This is a genomic window from Tenacibaculum sp. ZH5_bin.1 (genome assembly GCF_042865525.1).
GTDB lineage: Bacteria > Bacteroidota > Bacteroidia > Flavobacteriales > Flavobacteriaceae > Polaribacter > Polaribacter mesophilus.
In genome coordinates this window covers 192,270-214,498 of sequence record NZ_JBEGIO010000005.1, presented here as the reverse complement: position 1 = coordinate 214,498, position 22,229 = coordinate 192,270, and the positions used below count along the sequence as shown (strand labels likewise).

Annotated in this window: 21 protein-coding genes; 13 read left to right on the top strand and 8 right to left on the bottom strand. The window is 30.9% G+C overall.

What is annotated here, in order from left to right; genetic code table 11:
• Positions 1-15 precede the first annotated feature (15 nt).
• On the bottom strand, positions 16-561 hold the full coding sequence (locus ABHQ57_RS13670; protein ID WP_167713576.1) for an RNA polymerase sigma factor: 546 nt from the start codon (positions 559-561) through the stop codon (positions 16-18).
• A 66-nt stretch (positions 562-627) separates the two neighbouring features.
• The gene (locus ABHQ57_RS13665) at positions 628-2,070 is read right to left on the bottom strand and encodes a hypothetical protein (RefSeq protein ID WP_047789131.1); all 1,443 of its coding nucleotides are present in this window, start codon (positions 2,068-2,070) and stop codon (positions 628-630) included.
• Positions 2,071-2,145: 75 nt separating this feature from the next.
• Here ABHQ57_RS13665 and ABHQ57_RS13660 point away from each other — a divergent pair, with 75 nt between their 5' ends.
• The 3 genes from ABHQ57_RS13660 to ABHQ57_RS13650 all read left to right on the top strand — a co-directional run bounded on the left by ABHQ57_RS13660 (position 2,146) and on the right by ABHQ57_RS13650 (position 4,419).
• Positions 2,146-2,928, top strand: coding sequence for an MBL fold metallo-hydrolase (locus tag ABHQ57_RS13660; protein WP_073183804.1), 783 nt, complete (start codon positions 2,146-2,148; stop codon positions 2,926-2,928).
• Between the two features lie 93 nt (positions 2,929-3,021).
• Positions 3,022-3,780, top strand: a complete 759-nt coding sequence (gene yaaA, locus ABHQ57_RS13655) for a peroxide stress protein YaaA (RefSeq protein WP_167713577.1) — start codon at positions 3,022-3,024, stop codon at positions 3,778-3,780.
• Positions 3,781-4,419 (top strand): vancomycin high temperature exclusion protein, encoded by a 639-nt coding sequence (locus ABHQ57_RS13650; protein WP_159491513.1) that lies wholly within the window; start codon positions 3,781-3,783, stop codon positions 4,417-4,419.
• A 3-nt stretch (positions 4,420-4,422) separates the two neighbouring features.
• Here ABHQ57_RS13650 and ABHQ57_RS13645 read toward each other — a convergent pair whose 3' ends face one another.
• Both ABHQ57_RS13645 and ABHQ57_RS13640 read right to left on the bottom strand, forming a co-directional pair.
• Complete coding sequence (locus ABHQ57_RS13645; RefSeq protein ID WP_159491511.1) at positions 4,423-5,847, bottom strand: L-serine ammonia-lyase; 1,425 nt, start codon at positions 5,845-5,847, stop codon at positions 4,423-4,425.
• A gap of 90 nt (positions 5,848-5,937) precedes the next feature.
• A complete protein-coding gene (locus tag ABHQ57_RS13640; RefSeq protein ID WP_047789126.1) occupies positions 5,938-6,279 on the bottom strand; it encodes a DUF2853 family protein in 342 nt (113 codons plus the stop codon).
• Between the two features lie 195 nt (positions 6,280-6,474).
• On the opposite strand from ABHQ57_RS13640, the gene ABHQ57_RS13635 reads away from it, so the two are divergent.
• Positions 6,475-7,845, top strand: a complete 1,371-nt coding sequence (locus ABHQ57_RS13635; RefSeq protein ID WP_159614760.1) for a lipopolysaccharide assembly protein LapB — start codon at positions 6,475-6,477, stop codon at positions 7,843-7,845.
• Between the two features lie 37 nt (positions 7,846-7,882).
• Here ABHQ57_RS13635 and ABHQ57_RS13630 read toward each other — a convergent pair whose 3' ends face one another.
• A complete protein-coding gene (locus tag ABHQ57_RS13630; RefSeq protein ID WP_167713578.1) occupies positions 7,883-9,610 on the bottom strand; it encodes a sodium:solute symporter family protein in 1,728 nt (575 codons plus the stop codon).
• Between the two features lie 130 nt (positions 9,611-9,740).
• Between ABHQ57_RS13630 and pfkA the strand changes: the two genes are divergently transcribed.
• The 3 genes from pfkA to ABHQ57_RS13615 all read left to right on the top strand — a co-directional run bounded on the left by pfkA (position 9,741) and on the right by ABHQ57_RS13615 (position 12,169).
• Positions 9,741-10,724: a 6-phosphofructokinase gene (pfkA, locus tag ABHQ57_RS13625; protein WP_047789124.1), complete on the top strand. Its 984-nt coding sequence runs from the start codon at positions 9,741-9,743 to the stop codon at positions 10,722-10,724.
• A gap of 23 nt (positions 10,725-10,747) precedes the next feature.
• Positions 10,748-11,740, top strand: coding sequence for a type I glyceraldehyde-3-phosphate dehydrogenase (gene gap, locus ABHQ57_RS13620; RefSeq protein WP_047789123.1), 993 nt, complete (start codon positions 10,748-10,750; stop codon positions 11,738-11,740).
• A gap of 66 nt (positions 11,741-11,806) precedes the next feature.
• The gene (locus ABHQ57_RS13615) at positions 11,807-12,169 is read left to right on the top strand and encodes a methylglyoxal synthase (RefSeq protein ID WP_047789122.1); all 363 of its coding nucleotides are present in this window, start codon (positions 11,807-11,809) and stop codon (positions 12,167-12,169) included.
• Between the two features lie 137 nt (positions 12,170-12,306).
• Here ABHQ57_RS13615 and ABHQ57_RS13610 read toward each other — a convergent pair whose 3' ends face one another.
• The 3 genes from ABHQ57_RS13610 to ABHQ57_RS13600 all read right to left on the bottom strand — a co-directional run bounded on the left by ABHQ57_RS13610 (position 12,307) and on the right by ABHQ57_RS13600 (position 16,104).
• Complete coding sequence (locus ABHQ57_RS13610) at positions 12,307-12,840, bottom strand: hypothetical protein (protein ID WP_167713579.1); 534 nt, start codon at positions 12,838-12,840, stop codon at positions 12,307-12,309.
• 117 nt (positions 12,841-12,957) lie between these two features.
• Positions 12,958-13,338 (bottom strand): RidA family protein, encoded by a 381-nt coding sequence (locus tag ABHQ57_RS13605; RefSeq protein WP_047789121.1) that lies wholly within the window; start codon positions 13,336-13,338, stop codon positions 12,958-12,960.
• A gap of 63 nt (positions 13,339-13,401) precedes the next feature.
• Complete coding sequence (locus ABHQ57_RS13600; protein ID WP_196781611.1) at positions 13,402-16,104, bottom strand: putative LPS assembly protein LptD; 2,703 nt, start codon at positions 16,102-16,104, stop codon at positions 13,402-13,404.
• 94 nt (positions 16,105-16,198) lie between these two features.
• Here ABHQ57_RS13600 and ABHQ57_RS13595 point away from each other — a divergent pair, with 94 nt between their 5' ends.
• The 6 genes from ABHQ57_RS13595 (at position 16,199) to menA (ending at position 22,225) form a co-directional block, all read left to right on the top strand.
• Positions 16,199-17,383, top strand: coding sequence for an N-acetylmuramoyl-L-alanine amidase (locus ABHQ57_RS13595; RefSeq protein ID WP_167713667.1), 1,185 nt, complete (start codon positions 16,199-16,201; stop codon positions 17,381-17,383).
• Positions 17,384-17,448: 65 nt separating this feature from the next.
• A complete protein-coding gene (locus tag ABHQ57_RS13590; RefSeq protein ID WP_047789120.1) occupies positions 17,449-18,414 on the top strand; it encodes an MlaD family protein in 966 nt (321 codons plus the stop codon).
• 89 nt (positions 18,415-18,503) lie between these two features.
• On the top strand, positions 18,504-19,823 hold the full coding sequence (locus tag ABHQ57_RS13585) for a 4Fe-4S dicluster domain-containing protein (protein WP_167713580.1): 1,320 nt from the start codon (positions 18,504-18,506) through the stop codon (positions 19,821-19,823).
• A gap of 71 nt (positions 19,824-19,894) precedes the next feature.
• Positions 19,895-20,674, top strand: a complete 780-nt coding sequence (locus tag ABHQ57_RS13580; RefSeq protein WP_167713581.1) for a (Fe-S)-binding protein — start codon at positions 19,895-19,897, stop codon at positions 20,672-20,674.
• 98 nt (positions 20,675-20,772) lie between these two features.
• Positions 20,773-21,177 (top strand): hypothetical protein, encoded by a 405-nt coding sequence (locus ABHQ57_RS13575; protein ID WP_167713582.1) that lies wholly within the window; start codon positions 20,773-20,775, stop codon positions 21,175-21,177.
• Between the two features lie 88 nt (positions 21,178-21,265).
• Positions 21,266-22,225 (top strand): 1,4-dihydroxy-2-naphthoate octaprenyltransferase, encoded by a 960-nt coding sequence (menA, locus tag ABHQ57_RS13570; RefSeq protein ID WP_389863979.1) that lies wholly within the window; start codon positions 21,266-21,268, stop codon positions 22,223-22,225.
• Positions 22,226-22,229: the final 4 nt, after the last annotated feature.

Below are 22,229 nucleotides of genomic sequence, written 5' to 3'. Positions count from 1 at the left end.
CTTATAGTAAAAGGTTTAATTATAGTTCTTTATAAAATGTTCTATTTTTTTTGTTGCTATGTGATAAGAAGCTTTTAAAGCTCCAATAGATGTGTTAAGAATTTCAGAGATTTCCTCATATTTCATTTCATCGAAATACTTCATATTAAAAACTAATTGTTGTTTTTGAGGTAATGTAGCAATTGCTTTTTGTAAAATAAGTTGAATTTCATTACCTGAAAACCAATAATCGCTATCTAGAGTGGAAGTAATTTGTAGTTGATAATCAGAAATATGAATATTTTTCTCTTTAGCTTTTTTATTGATGAAGGTAATAGCTTCATTGGTTGCTATTCGGTACATCCAAGAAAATAGTTTGCTATCTCTTTTAAATTGATTAATATTTTTGTAAACCTTTATAAAGGTGTTTTGTAAAACATCGTCAGCATCTTCATGAGAAATTACAATCTTTCGTATATGCCAATACAATCGCTCTTTATATTGCGATACTAGGTTTTTAAAAGCAACCTGTTTTGTGGTAGGTTGCTGCAATTGATCTATAAGTGTAATTTCGTCAATCAACTAAAAACTATTTAGCTGTTAGACTATAAAGATAGTTAAAGGTTTAAAAAGAGTAATAAAAAAATACTATTTAATTCTTTTTGTGCAACCAAATAAACGTTTTTCTTTGATAGTTTCAGAAACTCCTTTAGGAAGCATTTCTTCCCATCCATCTTCTCCGTTTTTAATCATTTTTAAAACTTTTCTAGAGAAAATATGTAAAATATCGGGATTAAAGTCTTTAATATCAATTAATCTACCGTTATTTTTGAAGAACTTATAAAGTTCTTTCATTCTAGGGTGTACTTTAAGGTTTTCACTAGTAATATATTCACCAGTTTCTTCATTTTTATAAGGATACATATAAACTTTTAAATCTCTGTAAAAAAGTTTTCCAAATGCTTCTAAAATACCTCCACTTAAATCACGGTAATATTTCTCGTTAAAAATTTGAATAAGATTATAAACCCCCATTGCAAGCCCCATACGTTCCTTAGTATATTCACTAAAATACTCTACAAGCTTAAAGTACTCTTGGTAGTTGGTGATCATAACATTCAAACCAAGAGAGCATAATAGTTCTGCTCTGTCTAAAAAGTCACGTTCATTAATTTCTCCTTCAGCACGAAGATTACTTAACGTAATTTCAAAAATAATTTTAGTTTTTTTAGGGTCTACCTTATTCTCGTCAAAAAACAATTGCTTAGCACTTTCAAACATGTCCATATTAACCTTTGTTACAGGTCTATAACTTCCTCTAAGGGCTAATATATTTTTTTTATAAAGTACTTGTGCAGGCAATAAGTTGTTTCCATCAGGACCAAACATTACAGCATTTGTCATTCCGTTTTTAACAAGTTGTAAGCTCATTAAACGGTTGTCAACATACATAAAACGAGGTCCAGAGAAATTAATCATATCAATTTCTAAACGATCTTTGTCAATATTATCGTAAAAAGATTTTAATAAATCTTTCGGATTATCATTTAAATAATAAGCACCATAAATTAAGTTTACACCTAAAACGCCTAATGTTTCTTGTTGTTGACGTGCATCTGTTTCTTTAAAACGTAGGTGTAAAACAATTTCGTTATAATCTTCTAGTGGATCTAATTGAAAACGAATACCAACCCATCCATGACCTTTAAACTTTTTAGTAAAGTTAATAGTTGCCACTGTATTAGCATAGCTAAAGAACAATTTATCAGGATGCTTTTGACGATCAAGTCGCTCTTCAATTAAATCCATTTCGTGCTTTAGCATCTTTTTTAATCGAGGCTCTGTAACATAACGATTGTCTTTTTCAATTCCATAAATGGCATCAGAGAAGTCTTTATCATAAGCACTCATAGCTTTCGCTATTGTACCAGAGGCCCCACCAGCCCTAAAAAAATTACGAACAGTTTCTTGACCAGCTCCAATCTCTGCAAAAGTTCCATATATGTGTGCGTTTAAGTTAATCTTTAACGCTTTCATTTTGGTAGTTGGTACAGTGTTTATTTTTTGATCTCCTTTTAACGTAATTGCCATTTTGTTATTTTTTGTTACGTAGTACAAATGTACTGAAATTACAAACGAACAGACAATTTTTGTTGTATTTTTGTGATGAAAATGAAGAAAAAAAATCAAGTAAAAATAACTTTTTTAGGAACGGGAACTTCTACTGGAGTTCCAATGATTACCAGTAAACATCCTGTGGCATTATCTAAAAATCCGAAAGACAAAAGATTACGATCTTCGGTGTTAGTTTCATGGGGTGATATTAACTATGTGATTGATTGTGGTCCAGATTTTCGTCAGCAAATGATGCGTGAAGAGGTGGCTTCGATTAAAGGGATTTTATTTACCCATGAACATGCAGATCATATAGCTGGTTTAGATGAAATTCGTCCGTACTGCTTTCAAATAGGACCAGTACCTATATATTTAACAAAAAGAGTGCTAGGAGTTTTACAAAAGCGATATGATTATATATTTGCAACAGAAAATCGATACCCAAGTGCACCAAGTGTAGCTCCAACGATTATTTCACATAAAGAAAGTTTTGAGTTAGAGGGAGTAGAGGTTACTCCAATTGAAGTAATGCACGGTAATTTACCGATTCTCGGATATCGTTTTAATAACGTAGCATATATAACCGATATTAAAACTATTTCAGAAGGAGAGAAAGAAAAACTAAAAAACCTTGATGTTTTGATTGTGACAGGTTTACGAAGAGAACCTCATAAAACACATTTTAACTTAGAAGAATCGTTAAGTTTTATAGAGGAAATTAAACCTAAAAAAGCATATTTAACACATATTAGTGAGCTTTTAGGATTACATGATGAGGTTGAAAAAGAATTACCAGAGAATGTGTTTTTAGCTTATGACGGATTACAAGTTTAGTATTAAAAAAATTAATACTACAATCAATTTAAATTACCTGAAGTAATTGATGATTTTAAAATAGCTTCTTATTTTTACTCTAAATTTTATAGCATGAAAATTATAATATCACCAGCAAAATCGTTAGACTTTGAAAGCAAAGCTACTACTGATGTATATACGCAACCTAGGTTTTTAGAGCAATCTGAAAAACTGAATAAGAAGTTAAGAACATTGTCAAGAAAAAAATTAAGCGAGTTAATGAAGATTTCTGATGATTTAGCAAGTTTAAATTATGATAGAAATCAAGATTGGCAACCTCCTTTTTCTTTAGATAATGCAAAACAAGCAGTATTTGCATTTACAGGTGAAGTGTATAGAGGTATTGATGCCAGTTCTATATCAGAAGATAAGATTTCTATTTTACAAGAGAAATTAAGAATTTTATCAGGGTTATACGGTTTGTTAAAACCGTTGGATTTAATTCAACCTTATCGTTTAGAAATGGGAACTAAGTTAAAAGTAGGTAGAAGAGAAAACTTATATAAGTTTTGGGATACTACATTGGCTGAGTCGCTAAATGAAGAATTAGGAGATGGAGAGTTGTTAATTAATTTAGCAAGTACAGAATATTTTAAGGCGCTTCCTAAAAAAGCATTAAAAGTACCTATGATAACTCCCGTTTTTAAAGATTTTAAAAATGGACAGTATAAAACTATTATGACCTTTGCTAAAAAAGCTCGTGGATTAATGGTGCGTTACATTATAGATAATAACGTGGAGATTTTAGAAGAGTTAAAAGGTTTTGATGTGGAAGGATATGGTTTTTCTGAAGAAATGTCTACCGAAACTGAATTAGTATTTACAAGATAGATGAAACGAAAAAAAGTTGCTATTATTTTTCTTTTAGGTTGTCTACTAGTTGTTACTTCTATTTATGTTTCAAACAAAGTAATAATTAATAATGCAGAAGGAAAATTATTTAATTCTACAGAAAATATATCTAAAAATAAAGTAGGGCTGTTATTAGGTACGGTAAAGTATTTGTCTGATGGGAGAATAAATCTGTATTATCAATTTCGTTTGAATGCTGCTGTGGAGTTATACAAAGCTGAAAAAATTGATTTTATTTTAGTAAGTGGCGATAATGGCTCCGAAGGATATGATGAACCAACCGATTTTAAAAATGATTTGATTGAATCAGGAATTCCTGAGAGTAAAATTTATTTAGATTATGCTGGTTTTAGAACCTTAGATTCGGTAGTAAGGGTAAAAGAAGTTTTTGGTCAAACCTCAGTAACAATAATATCTCAACAATTTCATAATGAAAGAGCATTGTATTTGGCAAACCATTTTGATATTGAAGCAATAGGGTATAACGCCAGAGGAGTTTCAGGAAAAAAAGCTATGAAAGTTCAATTAAGAGAATATTTAGCAAGGGTAAAAGTATTTGTAGATATTCTCTTAAATGTTAATCCCAAGTTTTTAGGAGAACCTGTTGAAATAAAATAACTCTTAACAATCAGCTAAACGAACAGTAACAGCTAAACCACCTTCTGAAGTCTCTTTGTAGTTTCTATTCATGTCTTTAGCCGTTTCCCACATAGTATCTACTACTTTGTCTAAAGGAACTTTAGATTCTTTTGGATTGGTTTCTAAGGCTAATTCAGCAGCATTAATAGCTTTAATTGCCCCCATAGCGTTACGTTCAATACAAGGTACTTGTACCAATCCGCCAATAGGATCACAAGTAAGTCCTAAATGATGTTCCATGGCAATTTCAGCAGCAACTAAGCATTGTGACGGAGTTCCGCCTAACAATTCTGTTAATGCAGCAGCGGCCATGGCAGAGGATACACCAATTTCAGCTTGACAACCACCCATAGCAGCAGAAATTGTTGCATTTTTCTTAAAAATACTTCCTATTTCTCCAGCAACTAGCAAGAATTTTTTAACATGTTCAAAAGTAGCATCGTGGTTTTCTATTACTAAATAATACATTATTACAGCAGGAATAACTCCAGCACTTCCGTTGGTTGGAGCAGTAACAACTCTACCCAAAGAAGCATTCACTTCGTTAACAGATAAAGCTAAGCAGCTTACCCATTTTAAAATTTCACGGAATTTTACTTCTGTACTTCTAATAGCAGTAATCCATTCTTGTTGGTTCGTATATTCAGCTTCTTTAATAAGTCTTTGGTGTGTTTCAAATGCACGTCGTTTTACATTTAATCCGCCAGGTAAAATTCCTTGAGTGTGACAACCTATGTACATACATTCTAACATAGTGTTCCATATACGATGCAATTCTTTGTCGATGTCTTCAGCAGAATTAATTACAAGTTCATTTTGGTAAACAATGTCAGAAATATTTAACTCTTCCTTTTCGCAATAGGCTTCAAGCTCAGCAGCTCTGTTGATAGGGAACGGAAAGTTTTGTTTATTAATCTCAATATCTTCAGCAAGATTATCGTCTTCTTGCACAATGAACCCTCCACCAATAGAATAGTATGTTTCTGTAGAAATTTCTACACCGTTAGCATATCCTCTAAAAGTCATTCCATTAGCATGAAAAGGTAAAAACTCTTTATTGAATGTTACTGAGCCGTTGGCAAAAGCAATATTTCTTTCATTATTAAAAAATAAAAGTTCTTTGGTTTTAATATCATTGATAATAACATCAATTGTTTCAATTGGAATATATTCAGGATCAGCTCCACTTAAACCTAATAAAACAGCTAAATCTGTTGCGTGCCCTTTGCCTGTTAATGAAAGAGAACCATATAAGTCCACTTTTATTTCTTCAATTAAAAGAAATTCATTTGTATCTTTTAATTTTTGAATCCATTGTTGAGCCGCTCTCCAAGGGCCTAGAGTATGAGAACTAGAAGGTCCCACCCCAATTTTAAGCATGTCAAAAACACTAATAAATTGCGACATAAATATAAGTTGTTTGTTGGCGGCTAAAATAAAAAAATCCTGTATTTAAAACTTAAATACAGGATTTATATTTTTTAGAAAGAGAGGTTATTACATTCCGTAAACAGACTCTTTATCAAATTTCTTAACCAACATGTAGTATACAACTGCACGATACTTATTTCTTTCCGACTTTCCAATTCTTTCCATTACTTCTCCAATAGCTTTATCTAATTCAGGTCCATCAGCTAAACCTAATTTTTTCATTAAGAAGTTTTTCTTAACAGTTTCTAGTTCTTTAGGGTCACTTCCTGATACGGTTTCAGCATCTTTTTTATAAATAGAAGGGCCTAGTCCTTTTGTTACAGCAGTTAATAAATCAGTGTTAGAACGAATATCTCTATCGTCCATAAACTTTTTATAAAGCGCCACTTTTTCGTCAAATTTACTCATGATTTTTTGTTTAAAATTAGATATTAATTTTTATGTTCTTTCAAAGATAGAAAAATAATTAACTCTTTCAAATAACTTATTTTTAATAAAAACGAATGTTTTATATTGTTAATTAAATTGTTGAAAAGAAATAAACATACCAGTAAATAGGTATTATTCTTGCAGTAACTTTATATAAATTCAAATCTGTAGCCCATGTCAATATCAAAATTTGAATCTATGTTGAAAACCAACGAGGTATATTTTTTCGATGCTGTAGAGTTTGAGACAATTATAGAGCATTATTTAAATATAGGTAAGCAGTCGTTGGCAAAAAAAGCCGTACAGTTAGGTTTAGAGCAGCATCCGTCTTCAATTCAATTAAAATTAATGAAAGTAGAAATTTTAATTTTTGAAGATGAATTGCATGAAGCAATTAAGATGTTGTCTAATATCGAAGCTGTAGAACCTCATAATGATGAAGTATTTATCCAAAAAGCAATTATCTTATCTAAAAAGAAACAGCACACAGAAGCAATTGCTATTTTAAAAGAGTCTTTACAGTATATAGAAGATCCATCTGATGTTTGGTCTATGATAGGTATGGAGTACTTGTATCTTGATGATTTTGAAAATGCACGTTTGAATTTTGCAAAGTGTATTGAGGTAGATTATGAAGATTATTCATCGTTGTATAATATAGTTTATTGTTTTGATATGGAGGGTAGTCATGAAGACGCAATAAAATTTTTAAATTCGTATTTAGATAAAAATCCATATTGTGAAGTCGCATGGCATCAATTAGGAAGACAATATTTTGAGCTAGGAATGTTTAAAGAAGCATTAACAGCTTTTGATTATGCAGTATTGATTGATGATAGTTTTATAGGGGGGTATTTAGAAAAGGCAAAATCCTTAGAAGAATTAAAGCGCTATGAAGAAGCAATAGATAATTATTTGGTTACACTGGAATTAGATGACCCAACGGCTTATGCTTATATAAGGATTGGGGAGTGTTATGATAAACTTGAAAACACACAAACAGCAATACACTTTTATAAAAAGGCAGTACATGAAGACCCTCTTTTAGATAGAGGCTGGGTTTTATTAACAAATGCTTGTTATAATCAAGGAAATTATGAAAAAGCATTGTACTATATAAATAAAGCAATTCATATAGATGAATCAAATGTTTTATATTGGAGGCGTTATGGAGATATTAATTTAAAACTTAATTTTTACGAAGAATCAGTTAAAGCTTTTAAAACCTGCTTATCTTTAGGAGATAAAGAGATTGAAATTTACATTGCTTTAGTAGATATTTTATTGTTTTTAGGAGAATTTAATCAAGCACTTAAGATATTAATTCAAGCAAAAAAAACGTATAAAGAATTTGCAGAAATTGAGTATAGACTTTGCGGATTGTTTATGATTCTAGGAAAAGAAGAGTATGGAGTGGCTCATTTGAATAATGCTTTAGCCATCGATTTTGAATATCATACAATTGTTAAGGACTTATTTCCTTCTGTTTTTGAAAATAAAAGAATAAAAAAAATTATATCTAATTACGATAAAGCTGTTCAATAAAGGCTTTCATGTTTAACACTAGTAAGTATTAATTGTGTTAAGAAACAAACTTCCATATTTTTCTTAAAATTAAAATACAAATTAAGGAGATTATTGAAAGTGTTGCAGCTAGAGTTGTTTCACCATAAATCCAATTTCCAGAGGCGAATAAGAAGCTGTAAATACCTATAGTTCCAGTTATAAACCCTAAAATTTTATATCCAACATTTTTAAATTTATTTTCGTTCTCAAAAATAAGACTATCAAATTTTTCTAAGGTTTTAGTATTGGTGGGGTTTGTTAAAAGAGTTACAATAACCCAACCTACAGTAGTAACCAAAACGCCAATAATTAATTGCCAATATCCCGCAATTTGAGTAAATGGAATCTCCATTTTTCCATTGATAAAAAAGAAAACAGCAATTATAAAAGATATGGCCATTGCAGCAATTTCACTATATGGGTTAATTCTACTCCAAAACCAACGTAAAATAAATAACAGTCCAGTTCCTGCACCAATTTGTAGCAGCAAATCGAAAACTCCTTTAGCTGATTGTAAATAGAAAGAAAAAAGAGCAGCACACAACATTAAAACTATAGTTGATATTCTTCCAACTACTACCTTTTGCTTTTCAGAAGCATTTTTATTTATAAACCTACTGTAAAAATCATTTACAATGTATGAACTTCCCCAATTTAATTGAGTAGAAATTGTACTCATAAAAGCAGCTATTAAAGAGGTTAATACGATTCCTAATAATCCAGCAGGTAAGTAGGTCATCATTGCAGCATAAGCCACATCGTGTCCTTGCATTTCAGTTGTTAAACTAGGAAATGCTTGATTCATACTATCCAAACTTGGAAAAATAATTAATGAAGCAAGTCCAACAATAATCCATGGCCAAGGTCGTAATGCATAATGGGCAAAATTGAAAAATAAAGTAGCCCAAGTAGCATTTTTTTCATCTTTAGCAGCTAACATACGTTGCGCAATATAACCACCACCACCAGGTTCAGCTCCAGGATACCAAGTACTCCACCATTGTACAGCAAAAGGAATTATAAATAAAGTAATTAATGCTTCTTTATCTGAGAAATCAGGAAACATTGCTAGTTTGTCACTTACGTTAGGATGTGTCAATAAATTTGAAAGTCCGTCAATTTCTGGTAAACCAACAATATATATAGTAGCCCAAATAGAACCAACCATAGCAATTAAAAACTGTACAAAATCAGTAAGTAAAACACCTTTTAATCCACCTAAAGAAGAGTAAATAACAATAACTATTGAAGAATAAAAAAGTGTTTCTTCTTGTGATATGCCTAATAAAATATTAGCAATTTTAGCTCCGGCTAAACAAACACCTGCCATTGTAATTACGTTAAAAATAACACCTAAATAAATAGCTCTAAAACCTCTTAAAAAGCTAGCCATCTTACCAGAGTAACGTAGCTCATAAAACTCTAAATCGGTAGTTATTCCTGATTTTCTCCATAGTTTAGCATAAAAAAATACGGTAAGCATTCCTGTAAGAAGCATTGCCCACCAAACCCAGTTACCAGAAACACCATTTTCTCTAACTAGTTCAGTAACCAATCCAGGAGTATCAGCAGCAAATGTAGTTGCAACCATAGAAACCCCTAACAACCACCATGGCATATTTCTTCCTGATAAAAAGAATTCGGAACTGTTCTTTCCTGCTGATTTTGAACTCCAAAGACCAATAAGTAATGAAAGAATAAAAAAACCGAAAATAATAATATAATCAAGAGAGGTTAATAACATAGTTTGTTTTATTTGTTGGCTAAAAGTAACCAAATAATATTAAACGTTAAACTTCAATTAAAAAGCAAAATGAATTTATTGTTTTTTATTAAAAAATGACTAAAATTGAGTAAATTTGATATTCGTTTTTATGAGAAAAATTAAAAAAATAGCAGTGATGACTTCTGGAGGGGATGCTCCAGGAATGAATGCCGCGATACGATCTGTTGTAAGGACTTGTGCTTATTACCGAACGGATTGTATGGGAATTTACAGAGGATATCAAGGGTTGATTGAAGGAGATTTAATTCCGTTGACCGCTAGAAGTGTTAATAATATTATTCACAAGGGAGGTACCATTTTAAAATCGGCTCGTTCAAAAGATTTTAGAACTAAAGAAGGACGTCAAAAAGCCTACGAAAGTCTAAAAAAGAACAATGTAGATGCCTTAGTGGTGATTGGTGGAGATGGTTCTTTCACAGGAGGAGTGATTTTTAATCAAGAGTTCAATTTTCCTATAATAGGAATTCCTGGAACCATAGATAATGATATTTCAGGAACAAGTCATACACTTGGTTACGATACAGCTTTGAATACAGCTGTAGAAGCAATTGATAAAATTAGAGATACTGCATCTTCTCATAATCGACTTTTCTTTGTTGAGGTTATGGGGCGTGATGCAGGATTTATAGCATTAAACGCTGGTGTTGGAGCAGGAGCAGAAGAGATTTTAATTCCTGAAGAAGACTTAGGGTTAGAAAGAATGTTGGAATCTTTGAAGAAGAGTAGAAGGTCAGGGAAATCGTCAAGTATCGTAGTAGTTTCGGAAGGAGATAAAACTGGTAAAAATGTATTTGAATTAGCTGATTATGTGGAAGAAAACTTACCTGAATATGAAGTAAGGGTTTCTGTGTTAGGACATATGCAGCGAGGAGGTTCTCCATCATGTTTTGATAGAGTTTTAGCAAGTAGATTAGGAGTAAGTGCTGTAGAACTTTTACTTGATGGAAAGACAAACTTGATGGTAGGGTTAAAAGATAATAAAGTAATTTCTACCGATTTAGAAAAAGCAATCAAAGGTCAACATAATATTGATACCGAATTATTACGCGTATCAGATATTATGACCACTTAAACAAGAATATAAAATTTTAAATAATGATAAAAATAGGAATTAACGGATTTGGAAGAATTGGTCGATTAGCATTCCGTTCTGCAATAAAAAGAGACAACATTCAAGTTGTGGCTATTAACGATTTGTTAGATGTAGATTATTTAGCCTATTTGTTGAAGTATGATTCTGTTCATGGACGATTTGAAGGAGATGTTGAAGTGAAAGATGGAAATTTAGTTGTAAATGGACAAACAATAAGAATCACTGCTGAAAGAAACCCTGAGAACCTTAAATGGAATGAAGCAGGAGCAGAATATGTAATCGAATCTACAGGTTTTTTTACTGATAAAGATAAAGCAGCAATGCATATTACAGGTGGAGCGAAGAAAGTAATTATTTCAGCACCTTCAAAAGATGCTAATATGTATGTAATGGGAGTAAATCATAAAGAGTTAACAGCTGATGAAACTATTTTTTCAAATGCTTCATGTACTACAAACTGTTTAGGACCATTAACAAAAGTTATCCACGATAATTTTGGATTGAAAGAGGGATTAATGACTACAGTTCATGCTGCGACATCAACACAAAATACCGTTGACGGACCTAATAAGAAATGGAGAAGAGGACGTTCGGTAGTAAATAATATTATTCCTACGTCAACAGGGGCGGCAAAAGCAGTAACGAAAGTTATTCCAGAGTTAGAAGGTAAATTAACGGGTATGGCAGTTAGAGTTCCTGTGGCAGATGTTTCTTTAGTAGATTTAACGTTTAGAACAGATAAAGCGACTTCGTTAAAAGAAATTTTAGCAACATTAAAAGAGGCTTCAGAAGGAGAGTTTAAAGGGATTATTGGATATACTGAAGATGAGGTGGTGTCACAAGACTTTGTTTCAGAAACAAGAACATCTGTAATTGATGCTGATGCTTGTTTAGAGTTAAACGAGAACTTTTTCAAGGTAATTTCTTGGTATGATAATGAGTATGGATATGCTACTAAAATTGTAGATTTATTAGAGTATTCGGCTTCTTTATAAAAGCATAAAATATTTTGTAATATTGTATTCCCGCTTTTGGCGGGAATACTTTTTTAAACACTATTTATGGAAATAGCAATTATAGCACATGATGGAATGAAAGCTGAAATGGTTCAGTTTTTAAATGAACACAAAGAAGTTTTACGTCAAAAAAGTGTTCGGTTAATAGCTACAGGTACAACAGGAGAAAAAGCAGAAAAAGCAGGTTTTGAAGTAACAAAATTTTTATCAGGACCTATTGGAGGTGATGCGCAAATTGCTGGTAGAGTAGCAGAAGGGAAATGCCAAATGGTATTGTTTTTTAGAGACCCTTTAGCAAAGCATCCACACGAACCAGATATTTCTATGTTAATGCGTTTGTGTGATGTACATGATGTTCCGTTAGCAACAAATCCATCAACGGCAGAACTGTTAATTAAAGCGATATAACTATCATAAAAAAAGAGAAACTAATTGTTTCTCTTTTTTTATGATAGTTTATTAATTCGTTTCAAATTTGCCTTAGTTATGAATAAGTATGAAAAAGCAATTAATATTACCATTTCGTTTTTTAGATTAGAGTAAGGTTAGAAAACCACCTTTACATTTTTCTCTTTTAGTTTTCTCCTTAGCATGTCCATTTCTATATCATTATTAATAGTATGTATTGATGTTCTGTTATTAAATTTGTCATATTTAGCTTTAATATAATATCCTCTACCAACAACTCCATTATATTTATAAACTTTATCTATGTCTTCATATTTTACAGTTTGAAATTTAGGTTTAACAAATAATTCGTTGAAAAGTTTAATAAATTTAAACATAGGCTTATCTAATTTATAACTTAAAGTGTCGGAATATAAACTTATAATAGGTTTCTTCTGTTGAACTTTTTTATACACCATAATGTAAAAAGGTATACTAAGAAGAATTGGTGTTAAAAATAAATCTATTGTACCTCCGAATATAGAAAAATATCTAGTAAATTTCCATAGCTCTAAAAAATCAAACAAAAATAAAACCCAAAAAAGAAGAAATGGAATTGCAATAATTCGAGTCCAATAAAAGTTAAAATTTGAGCCATAAATTTCTAATTCTGCGCTTTGATTTTCTATCATAATTATTTGTTTCTTTAAGAATAGTAATGGTTAAGATATCTTTCGTTTTAACAAACGAATATCATTGTGATATCGAAGTTAATAGTTTAAAGATTAAGAACTAATTAATGTTAAAAGCTATTTAACAGCAATCATACTAATTTCTACATTTACAAACTTAGGGAGGTTAGCAACTTCTACTGTTTCACGAGCAGGAGCTGTAGCGTCATTAAAATACTCACCGTAAACAGCATTAATTTTTGAAAAGTTATGCATGTCTGAAATAAAAATAGAAGTTTTAATAACGTTTTCAAAAGTCATACCAGCAGCAGCTAATACTTCTTTCATGTTTTGCATTACTTGTTTGGTTTCTGCTTCAATAGAATCTAAAACTAATTCACCAGTTTCAGGGTTAATAGCTATTTGTCCAGAAGTGTATAAAGTATCTCCACTAAGTACAGCTTGGTTATATGGACCAATTGGAGCTGGAGCTTTGTCTGTTGTGATTATTTTTTTCATTTTAGTTTGAGTTTATAAAGTTGTTTGCTTTGTTAAAAGGGAAAAGTTAGATTTTTCTAACTTCTAAAATAAAACTCTATCTGGTGGTTTATTTTTATCCCACTTTAAATCGCTTAATACTGAAGACTTCACTCCAATAAAGAAATTATAAGATGAGTTAACACCAAAAGGAGTCCAGTTAAAATTGAATCGCCAACTATCTAAATCTCTAGAGAAGTTCAATCTTGTATAGGTAAAAGCGTTGTCTTTGATATCGTAACCAGAAGAAAAACCAACTTTCCATTTAGGAGAAAGTTCAACATCGCCGCTAAACATTAATGTATTATTACCTATTTGACTTGTTAACCCGTTATTTGTATAACTCATACTGTAAGCTAAATTAAGAGTCCAAGGTATTTTGGCTTTGTATAGTTCTGTTTCTTTTGTTTCGCTTTCTTCATTTTTGTTATTAGTGTTGTTAGGAAATCCATTAGTAGGTCCTATACCTTCCCCAAAAACATCAGGAGTGTCTTGTGCTCCATTACCGTTTTTATCATCATCACTATCCCCACCATCTTTGTTTTTTTCAAAATCTTTACTAGAAATAGAGTAATTAGCTGTTACTCCCAAGTTAGTCATTCTAAAGATATTGCCATTAATTTTATTTATTCTTTGGCCTTTACTGTTTACTTGATATGGGTCGAAGGTAGCATTCATATTTAAAGCTAGTTTATCTTTAAAAAGACGTGTACCAGCGTTGGCTCTTACAGGAGACCAACGTACACTGTCTAAGGCTAAATTATAGCTTGTGCTAAAATTTAAGTTGTTAAGAATGGTGATTTTTTTGTCTTCTTCATCACTATCGGGGTCTTTTGGGGCTACTTTAGCTTCTAAAACATTGTTTACAGAAATACCAATAGAGTTTGAAACTCCACTTCCAGGTGTTCCATAAATACCGCCTTCAAAGGGAGAGTAGGTTAGTAAGTCACTTGGATCAGAACTTTGGCGTACTATTAAATCGTAATCATCAGCAAAATTTGGACGATATCCGTATGAAATAGAGGGTCTAATTGTATGTCGAATAGCCTTTAAACGTCCTTTTTTAAAGTTAAATGTACCATAAATATTGGTAGATAAAGAAACACCAAAATTATATTCATTATAACGTGTAAAACCACTAATAGTGTCGTTAACTGCCGCTCCTAAATTACCGTCTTTGTTTACTGCGGTAGGATCATATCTCTTTTTAATTTGGTCAAAATACCAAACATCTTTATAATTTACACTAGGTGATAGTGTAAAATATTTAAAAGCTTTTAAACTGGTGTTGGTGCTTAAATTATGTTGAATCCCTTTTTTTGCCGTTTGAAACATTTTAGCAGTGAAAAATTCGTCATCTGTGGTGTTAATTTGATATTGCCCCTGCATACTATAATTCAATCCCATTTTTTGAATAGGATTCTTTTTAATTCCTCCTTTACCTGCAAATGGATAAATACGATCCATATTAAGTTGTAAAGAAGGAAGCGTCATAGTAATTGATTCTGTATTGGTGTTTTGTGAATGAGTAGCAGTTACGCTAAGGTTAAAAGGAGTGCCTATAAAATTTTTATAATAAGAAATAGACGAATTTAATGTGTTGTTTAAGAACTGAGAACTATTAAATTCATTTAAAGATTGACGATAGTACTTACTGCTACCTAAGTTAACAGAGGCAGAAAAACGAGAGTTTGGACTCGCCTTAGAATCTTGACTATGACTCCATCTAAGGTTAAAATTGGTGGATTTTTGATAATCGCTGAGACCACGTATTCCTTGAATAATGTTTTCAAAACGAGCACTAAAACTTCCACTAAATTTATAGCGCACATAATAGTTAGAGGAAGCATTTAACCCCCAACTGCCATTGGTGTATAAGTCTCCTAATAGAGTTAAATCAAAGTAATCACTTAGTGCAAAGTAATAACCTCCATTTTGCATAAAAAAACCTTGGTTATTACTTTCCCCCCAAGAAGGAATAATAAAACCAGAAGTTCTTTTGTCTGTTAAAGGAAAATAAGCAAAGGGTAAATATACAGGAGTAGGAACATCTGCTAATACTAAATTACTACCACCAACTATAATTTTCTTACCAGGTACTAGTTTTGCTTTATTTGTTTGAATATAATAATCTGGTATTTTCTTTTTTGAAGTGGTAAATCGTAACCTTCTCATGTATATAGTGGAGTCATTTACTCGTTTTGTTTTTTCACCATAAGTAATAATTCCACCTTGATTTGTTTTAACACCGTAAACTAAAGCTTTTTTAGTTTTAAAGTTAAATAAAATAGAATCTTGTTCCGATTCTTGTCCACCTTGTTTAAACTGAGGTCTTTGATGGTATCCTGTACTATCTTTTATACCTTTAGCATATACCATATTATTCTTATAGTCTAAAATAATAATTCCAGCTTTTAAATCAATATCGGTGTATGTTACATGAGCTTTGTTGTATAAAGTAATTGTTTTATTTTTAGTACTTTGTATGGTGTAATCTTCAGCATCGTGGGTAATAATACCATCAATAACTTCTTTAGGCTTAATAGAGTCATTAACAATTGTGTCTCTTTTCTTATAAACAAGGTCGTTATTTTTTAACCCTATTAAAGTATCTTTAGCAGTATTATATGTAGAATCTTTATTAGTTTTTTGAATATTTATAGCCTCCTTAATAGGTTCTTGGGCAATACTTAATTGAAAACAAAAAAGAGATAGGGCTAAAAGTATGTAAGTTGGATTTGCTCGCAATATTATTAATACTATTTTTGTGTTATATTTAAAAACTTTGGCGTGTTATTTGAATGCCTATATTTTAAAAACCAAAAATAGTTAAATTTTATTGATGCAATTCTTAAATTTCCGTAAATATAATATATCAAAATCATGCTTAATTATTCTTACTTTTTTAACAGTTTTGTTAGGGAGTATAGCGTCGGTTTCAGCTCAAAAAAAGTATACTGTTGTTTTAGATGCTGGTCATGGAGGTAAAGATCCTGGAAACTTAGGGAATGGTTACAGAGAAAAAAACATAGCTTTAAGAGTAGCATTAGATGTAGGAAAAGAGCTATCAACATCAAAAGATATACAAGTAGTTTATACTCGAAAAAAAGATGTTTTTGTAGAATTACATAATCGAGCTAAAATTGCAAATGATAAAAAAGCAGATTTATTTGTATCTATACATTGTGATGCTTTTAGAAGATCTGATCCGCATGGAGCAAGTACGTTTGTTTTAGGATTGAGTGGAAACAAAGAAAACTTAGAGATTGCTAAAAAAGAGAACTCGGTAATATTATTAGAAGACAATTATAAACAAAATTACGATTATGATCCGAATTCACCAGAATCAGTTATTGGATTATCTGTACTTCAAGAAGAAAATTTAGAAAATAGTTTAGGTATTGCAGGTTTGGTACAAAATAACTTTGTAGCAATAAAAAGAAATAATCGAAAAGTAAAGCAAGCAAATTTTTTAGTTTTAAGAGAAACAGTAATGCCCAGTGTTTTAATAGAACTAGGTTTTTTAACAAATAAAAATGAAGGAAAGTTTTTAAACTCTAGAAAAGGGCAGCTAAAGATGGCAAAATCAATAGCGCAAGCAATTAGAAAATACTTTGAACGGTTAAAATTAAATACAATTAGTGAAACTATAACGGTAAACGCACCGCTAGTTGAAAATGAAGTAGTAAATAAGGTTGCAGAAAAAGATATACAAGTTGTAAAAAAAGATAACATTTTAGAAAAAAAAGCATCTCTATCAAAACCTGTATCTGCTAAAGTGATGTTTAGAATACAAGTAGCAGCATCAAGAAAAAAACTTTCAACAAGTAGTTTTAAAGGATTAGAAAATGTAGAGTATTTATTTATAGATAATTATTATAAATATTATTATGGAAACTTACCAAGTTTGTCAGAAATAAAAAAAGTTTTACCCAAAGTAAGAAGTAAAGGTTATAAAGATGCTTGGATTGTAGCTTTTAAAAACGGAAAACGAATTTCAATAAAAGAAGCATTGAAAAACCGTTAATTTAGAGGTATTCTATATATATACTCGCAAAATTATTATTATTTTCGCTCGTATAAATATATTCTATGTCTAAAGAACTAAAAACAGGAATTGTTGCTGTCGTTGTTATTGCACTATTTATTTGGGGTTATAATTTCTTAAAAGGACAAGATTTGTTCAGTGCAAACACAAGGCACTTTTTTGTAGAGTACAATAATATCAATGGTCTAAATGAAGCAAGTTCAGTTACTATTAATGGATTGAAAGTTGGAAAAGTTGATGAAATTCGTTTCAATCAAAACCCAGATAAAAAAGGAAATTTAATAGTGAAAATTTCATTAGACACTGACTTTAATTTTTCTAAAAACAGTATCGCTAAAATATATTCGGCAAGCTTAATGGGAGGGCAAAACTTAGCAATTGTGCCTAAGTATGACGGAGAAGTAGCAAAATCAGGAGATTACTTAAACGGAGAAGTTGAATCGGACATATTCTCATCTGTTGGAGAGAAATTAAACCCCATTCAAGCTAAACTAGAAAACGTATTAGTAGGAGCAGATTCCTTACTCATTGGGTTTAATCAAGTATTAGATGAAAAATCAAGAAAAAGCTTAAATAGAAGTATATTAGGCTTAGAAGGTACCATATATGATGTACGTAAAACTTTAGCTTCGGTTAATACGTTATTGGCAAATAATAAAGAAAATTTAAATAAAACCTTTGAGAATACTAAAAAAATTACAGATAACTTTTCAAAAGTATCTGATGATTTAGCGAAAGCTAATTTAGGAGAATCGGTAAAAAAGCTTGAAGCAACTCTTGCAAATGTTAATGGCTTGTTAGCCAACATGAAATCAGGAAAAGGAACTTTAGGAAAGTTAATGACTGATGATAAAATGTATACTAATTTAACAAATGCCTCAAAAGAATTAGAAGAACTATTAAGAGAAATGAAATTAAACCCAAAACGTTTTGTACATTTCTCATTATTCGGAAAAAAGCCAAAACCATATAACGAAGAAAACAATCAAAGCAATACAAGTAACAACTAAATAAAACAACAACTAAAAATATTCTATAACCTCTTAAAAACTGAAGAAGTAAATAGTTATAAATAGAGTAAAAAAATTAATTAAAGACAATGGAGAATTACTTGCCAAACCTCTTTTTTGCAATTATTTTAATTGCAGCTATAGGGTATTTTGTAATGAATGTTCGTAAGCTAATACGAAACATTAAATTAGGAAAAGATGTAGATAGAACTGATAGAAAGCCAGAACGATGGAAAAATATGGCTAAAATAGCTTTAGGACAATATAAAATGGTACGTCGTCCTGTTTCAGGTATTTTACATGTTGTTGTATATGTTGGGTTTATTCTGATTAATATCGAAATGTTAGAGATTGTTATTGATGGATTATTAGGAACACATCGTGTTTTTCAACCAATAATAGGTAATACACTATACGGTTTCTTAATAGGAAACTTTGAAGTATTGTCAGTACTTGTTTTAATATCTGTAACGATTTTTTGGTTCCGAAGAAATATAGAAAAAGTGAAACGTTTTTGGAATAAAGAAATGGAAGGTTGGCCTAAGAATGATGGAAATATTATTCTATATTTTGAAATGGTGTTAATGAGTTTATTCTTAGTAATGAATGCTACAGATGTTACTTTTCAAGAGGCTGGAGTAGGAAATGTAGTTTCTCAATTTATAGCTCCTTGGTTTGATGGTTTTTCTAATGAATCTTTACATACTATTGAGAAAACAGCTTGGTGGCTACACATTATAGGAATTTTAATATTCTTAAACTATTTATATTATTCTAAGCATTTACATATATTACTAGCTTTCCCAAACACATTCTATGCAAACTTAAAACCCAAAGGACAGTTTAATAATTTAGAAGCTGTAACAAAAGAGGTAAAGATGATGATGGATCCAGATGCTGATCCGTATACTATGCCTGAAGATGGAGAAGAAGAAGGAGAACCTGAGAAATTTGGTGCTTCTGATGTGACTGATCTAAATTGGGTACAGTTAATGAATGCTTACACATGTACTGAATGTGGACGTTGTACTTCATCTTGTCCAGCAAACTTAACAGGAAAAGAGTTATCACCACGTGCAATTATGATGAAAACACGTGACCGTTTAGAAGAAGTAGGAAAAAATATTGATGCAAATGGAGGTACATTTAAAGACGATGGAAAACAATTATTAAATGATTATATAACACCAGAAGAATTATGGGCTTGTACAAGTTGTAATGCCTGTGTACAAGAGTGTCCTATTGGTATTGATCCATTATCTATTATTATGGATATGCGTCGTTATTTAGTAATGGAAGAATCTGCAGCTCCGCAAGAGTTAAATATGATGATGACCAATATTGAAAATAACGGAGCACCATGGCAGTATAGTCAAATGGATAGATTAAACTGGAAAGACGAAGAATAATTTTTTAATAATTAATTATGAATTACGAGTAAGATGTAAAGCGTAAGTCATAATTTAAAAACTCACAATTTATGGTAGTACCAACAATGGCAGAAATGATGGCTCAAGGAAAACAACCTGAAGTGTTATTTTGGGTAGGAGCTGCAGGAAGTTACGATGATAGAGCAAAAAAAATAACAAGAGCCTTCGTAAAAATATTACAACAAGCAGGAGTTGACTTTGCAGTATTAGGCACCGAAGAAAGTTCAACAGGAGATGCAGCAAAACGAGCAGGGAATGAGTTTTTATTTCAAATGCAAGCTGTTACAAATATTGAAATTTTAAACGCTTACGAAATAAAAACAATTGTAACTTGCGATCCGCATTCATTTAATACATTAAAAAATGAATATCCTGAATTAGGAGGAAAGTATAAAGTATATCATCATACTCAATATATTAGCAAGTTAATCAAAGAAGGACGTTTAACTATTGAAGATGAAAATTTAAACGGTAAGCGTTTAACGTATCACGATCCATGTTATTTAGGACGTGCAAATGATGTATATGAAAGTCCACGTGAATTAATTCGTCGTTTAGGAGTAAAAATGACTGAGATGAAACGTCATAAGTCAACAGCATTATGTTGTGGAGCTGGAGGAGCACAAATGTTTAAAGAATCTGAAAGAGGAGATAAAGATATTAACGTGTTAAGAACAGAAGATGCTTTAGAAACAAATCCACAAATTATTGCTACCGGTTGTCCTTACTGTAATACCATGATGACTGACGGTGTAAAATTCAAAGAAAAAGAATCGCAAATACAAGTAAAAGACATTGCAGAGTTAATTGCAGAAGCAAATAACCTTTAGTAAAGAAATATAAAGTTTTCTTAAAAGTGTGTTACGAGAGTAGCACACTTTTTTCTTTGTAGTAAGTTTGTTGAAAAATAATTCAAAAACAAAAAAGAATGAGATACCTTTTTACCTTTTTATGCTTAGTGTTATTAATATCGTGTGATGATACCGATTTATCTCTTGATGGAAATGGAAACTTGGCAACAATAACATTTAATATTACGAGTACAAGTAATGACAACAATGGAAGAATTAAAACTGTTTTTCTAGAATCAGGTTTCTTTAAGTATGATAACACTACAACAACTAATGTTTTTCCTTATAAGAAATCGTATACAGATGAAATTAATTTTGCAGCTAATTTAGCTTTTGAATATGAAGATAAAGCCACAGATAATTTTAGTGTTTATACAATAACAATGGAAATTCTTAGAGATAATGTTTTGGTAGACAAAAGAGAATATTTTATAGATAAACCAGGAACAAAAGTAGGTTTTGATGCTGTAGTAAATAAATAAACGATTCATATAGTTGAAGATAAAAGGAAAGCTTAGCTTTCCTTTTTTTATGTCTAAAAAACTTATCTTTGAAAATCATATTATCTCAATGAAAAACTATATAAAAGCAGCACGTTTACGTACATTACCCTTATCGGTTTCAGGAATTATTTTAGGAAGTTTTTTAGGGGTTTGGCAACCTATACAAACTTCATTAGCTGAGCTTGATGTTGTTGATAAAACATATTTTAAAGTTAAACATATCGAGGTTTTTCCTTCAATATATATATTTTTACTTGCTATACTAACCACTATTGGTTTTCAAATACTATCTAATTTTGCTAATGATTATGGAGATGGTGTAAAAGGGACGGATAATGAAAGAGAAGGAGAAGCACGTATGGTAGCTTCAGGAGTGATTACTCCAAAGCAAATGAAAAATACAATGATTGTTACAGGAGTTATTACAACTATTATTGCACTACTACTAATTTATGTTTCCTTTGGAAAAGACAACTTTTTGTATTCAATAATTTTTTTCGGGTTAGGAATAGCTTCGATAGTAGCAGCCATAAAATATACCGTTGGGAAATCAGCTTATGGTTATAGCGGATTTGGAGATGTTTTTGTTTTTATCTTTTTCGGATTGTTAGCAGTCGTTGGAACCTATTTTTTATATACAAAACAATTGAACTTTATCATTTTTTTACCAGCAATTACAGTTGGATTGTTGAGTACAGCGGTATTGAACTTAAACAATATGCGAGATAGAGAGAATGATGCGGTATCAGGAAAAAATACGCTTGTGGTAAAAATGGGAGCAGAATCTGCAAAAATGTATCATTACTTTTTAATTGTAGCGTCTTTTATAGTTGCATTACTGTACACGCTAATTACGTTTAAGTCACCATATCAATTCTTATTTATTATAGCTTATATTCCTCTACTAAAACATTTAGTTTTTGTCTATAAAAACAAAGAAGAAGCGTTGTTAGATGGAGAGTTAAAAAAAGTAGCTCTTAGTACCTTTTTGTTTTCAATTTTATTCGGATTAGGTCAAATTTTGTAACTTC

What these genes read in the sequence shown, in the direction of transcription:
- ABHQ57_RS13665 (WP_047789131.1), bottom strand. Translation starts at nt 2,070, where the DNA reads ATGGCAATTACGTTAAAAGGAGATCAAAAAATAAACACTGTACCAACT.
- ABHQ57_RS13660 (WP_073183804.1), top strand. Translation starts at nt 2,146, where the DNA reads ATGAAAATGAAGAAAAAAAATCAAGTAAAAATAACTTTTTTAGGAACG.
- yaaA (WP_167713577.1), top strand. Translation starts at nt 3,022, where the DNA reads ATGAAAATTATAATATCACCAGCAAAATCGTTAGACTTTGAAAGCAAA.
- ABHQ57_RS13650 (WP_159491513.1), top strand. Translation starts at nt 3,781, where the DNA reads ATGAAACGAAAAAAAGTTGCTATTATTTTTCTTTTAGGTTGTCTACTA.
- ABHQ57_RS13645 (WP_159491511.1), bottom strand. Translation starts at nt 5,847, where the DNA reads ATGTCGCAATTTATTAGTGTTTTTGACATGCTTAAAATTGGGGTGGGA.
- ABHQ57_RS13640 (WP_047789126.1), bottom strand. Translation starts at nt 6,279, where the DNA reads ATGAGTAAATTTGACGAAAAAGTGGCGCTTTATAAAAAGTTTATGGAC.
- ABHQ57_RS13635 (WP_159614760.1), top strand. Translation starts at nt 6,475, where the DNA reads ATGTCAATATCAAAATTTGAATCTATGTTGAAAACCAACGAGGTATAT.
- ABHQ57_RS13630 (WP_167713578.1), bottom strand. Translation starts at nt 9,610, where the DNA reads ATGTTATTAACCTCTCTTGATTATATTATTATTTTCGGTTTTTTTATT.
- pfkA (WP_047789124.1), top strand. Translation starts at nt 9,741, where the DNA reads ATGAGAAAAATTAAAAAAATAGCAGTGATGACTTCTGGAGGGGATGCT.
- gap (WP_047789123.1), top strand. Translation starts at nt 10,748, where the DNA reads ATGATAAAAATAGGAATTAACGGATTTGGAAGAATTGGTCGATTAGCA.
- ABHQ57_RS13615 (WP_047789122.1), top strand. Translation starts at nt 11,807, where the DNA reads ATGGAAATAGCAATTATAGCACATGATGGAATGAAAGCTGAAATGGTT.
- ABHQ57_RS13610 (WP_167713579.1), bottom strand. Translation starts at nt 12,840, where the DNA reads ATGATAGAAAATCAAAGCGCAGAATTAGAAATTTATGGCTCAAATTTT.
- ABHQ57_RS13605 (WP_047789121.1), bottom strand. Translation starts at nt 13,338, where the DNA reads ATGAAAAAAATAATCACAACAGACAAAGCTCCAGCTCCAATTGGTCCA.
- ABHQ57_RS13595 (WP_167713667.1), top strand. Translation starts at nt 16,199, where the DNA reads ATGCAATTCTTAAATTTCCGTAAATATAATATATCAAAATCATGCTTA.
- ABHQ57_RS13590 (WP_047789120.1), top strand. Translation starts at nt 17,449, where the DNA reads ATGTCTAAAGAACTAAAAACAGGAATTGTTGCTGTCGTTGTTATTGCA.
- ABHQ57_RS13585 (WP_167713580.1), top strand. Translation starts at nt 18,504, where the DNA reads ATGGAGAATTACTTGCCAAACCTCTTTTTTGCAATTATTTTAATTGCA.
- ABHQ57_RS13580 (WP_167713581.1), top strand. Translation starts at nt 19,895, where the DNA reads ATGGTAGTACCAACAATGGCAGAAATGATGGCTCAAGGAAAACAACCT.
- ABHQ57_RS13575 (WP_167713582.1), top strand. Translation starts at nt 20,773, where the DNA reads ATGAGATACCTTTTTACCTTTTTATGCTTAGTGTTATTAATATCGTGT.
- menA (WP_389863979.1), top strand. Translation starts at nt 21,266, where the DNA reads ATGAAAAACTATATAAAAGCAGCACGTTTACGTACATTACCCTTATCG.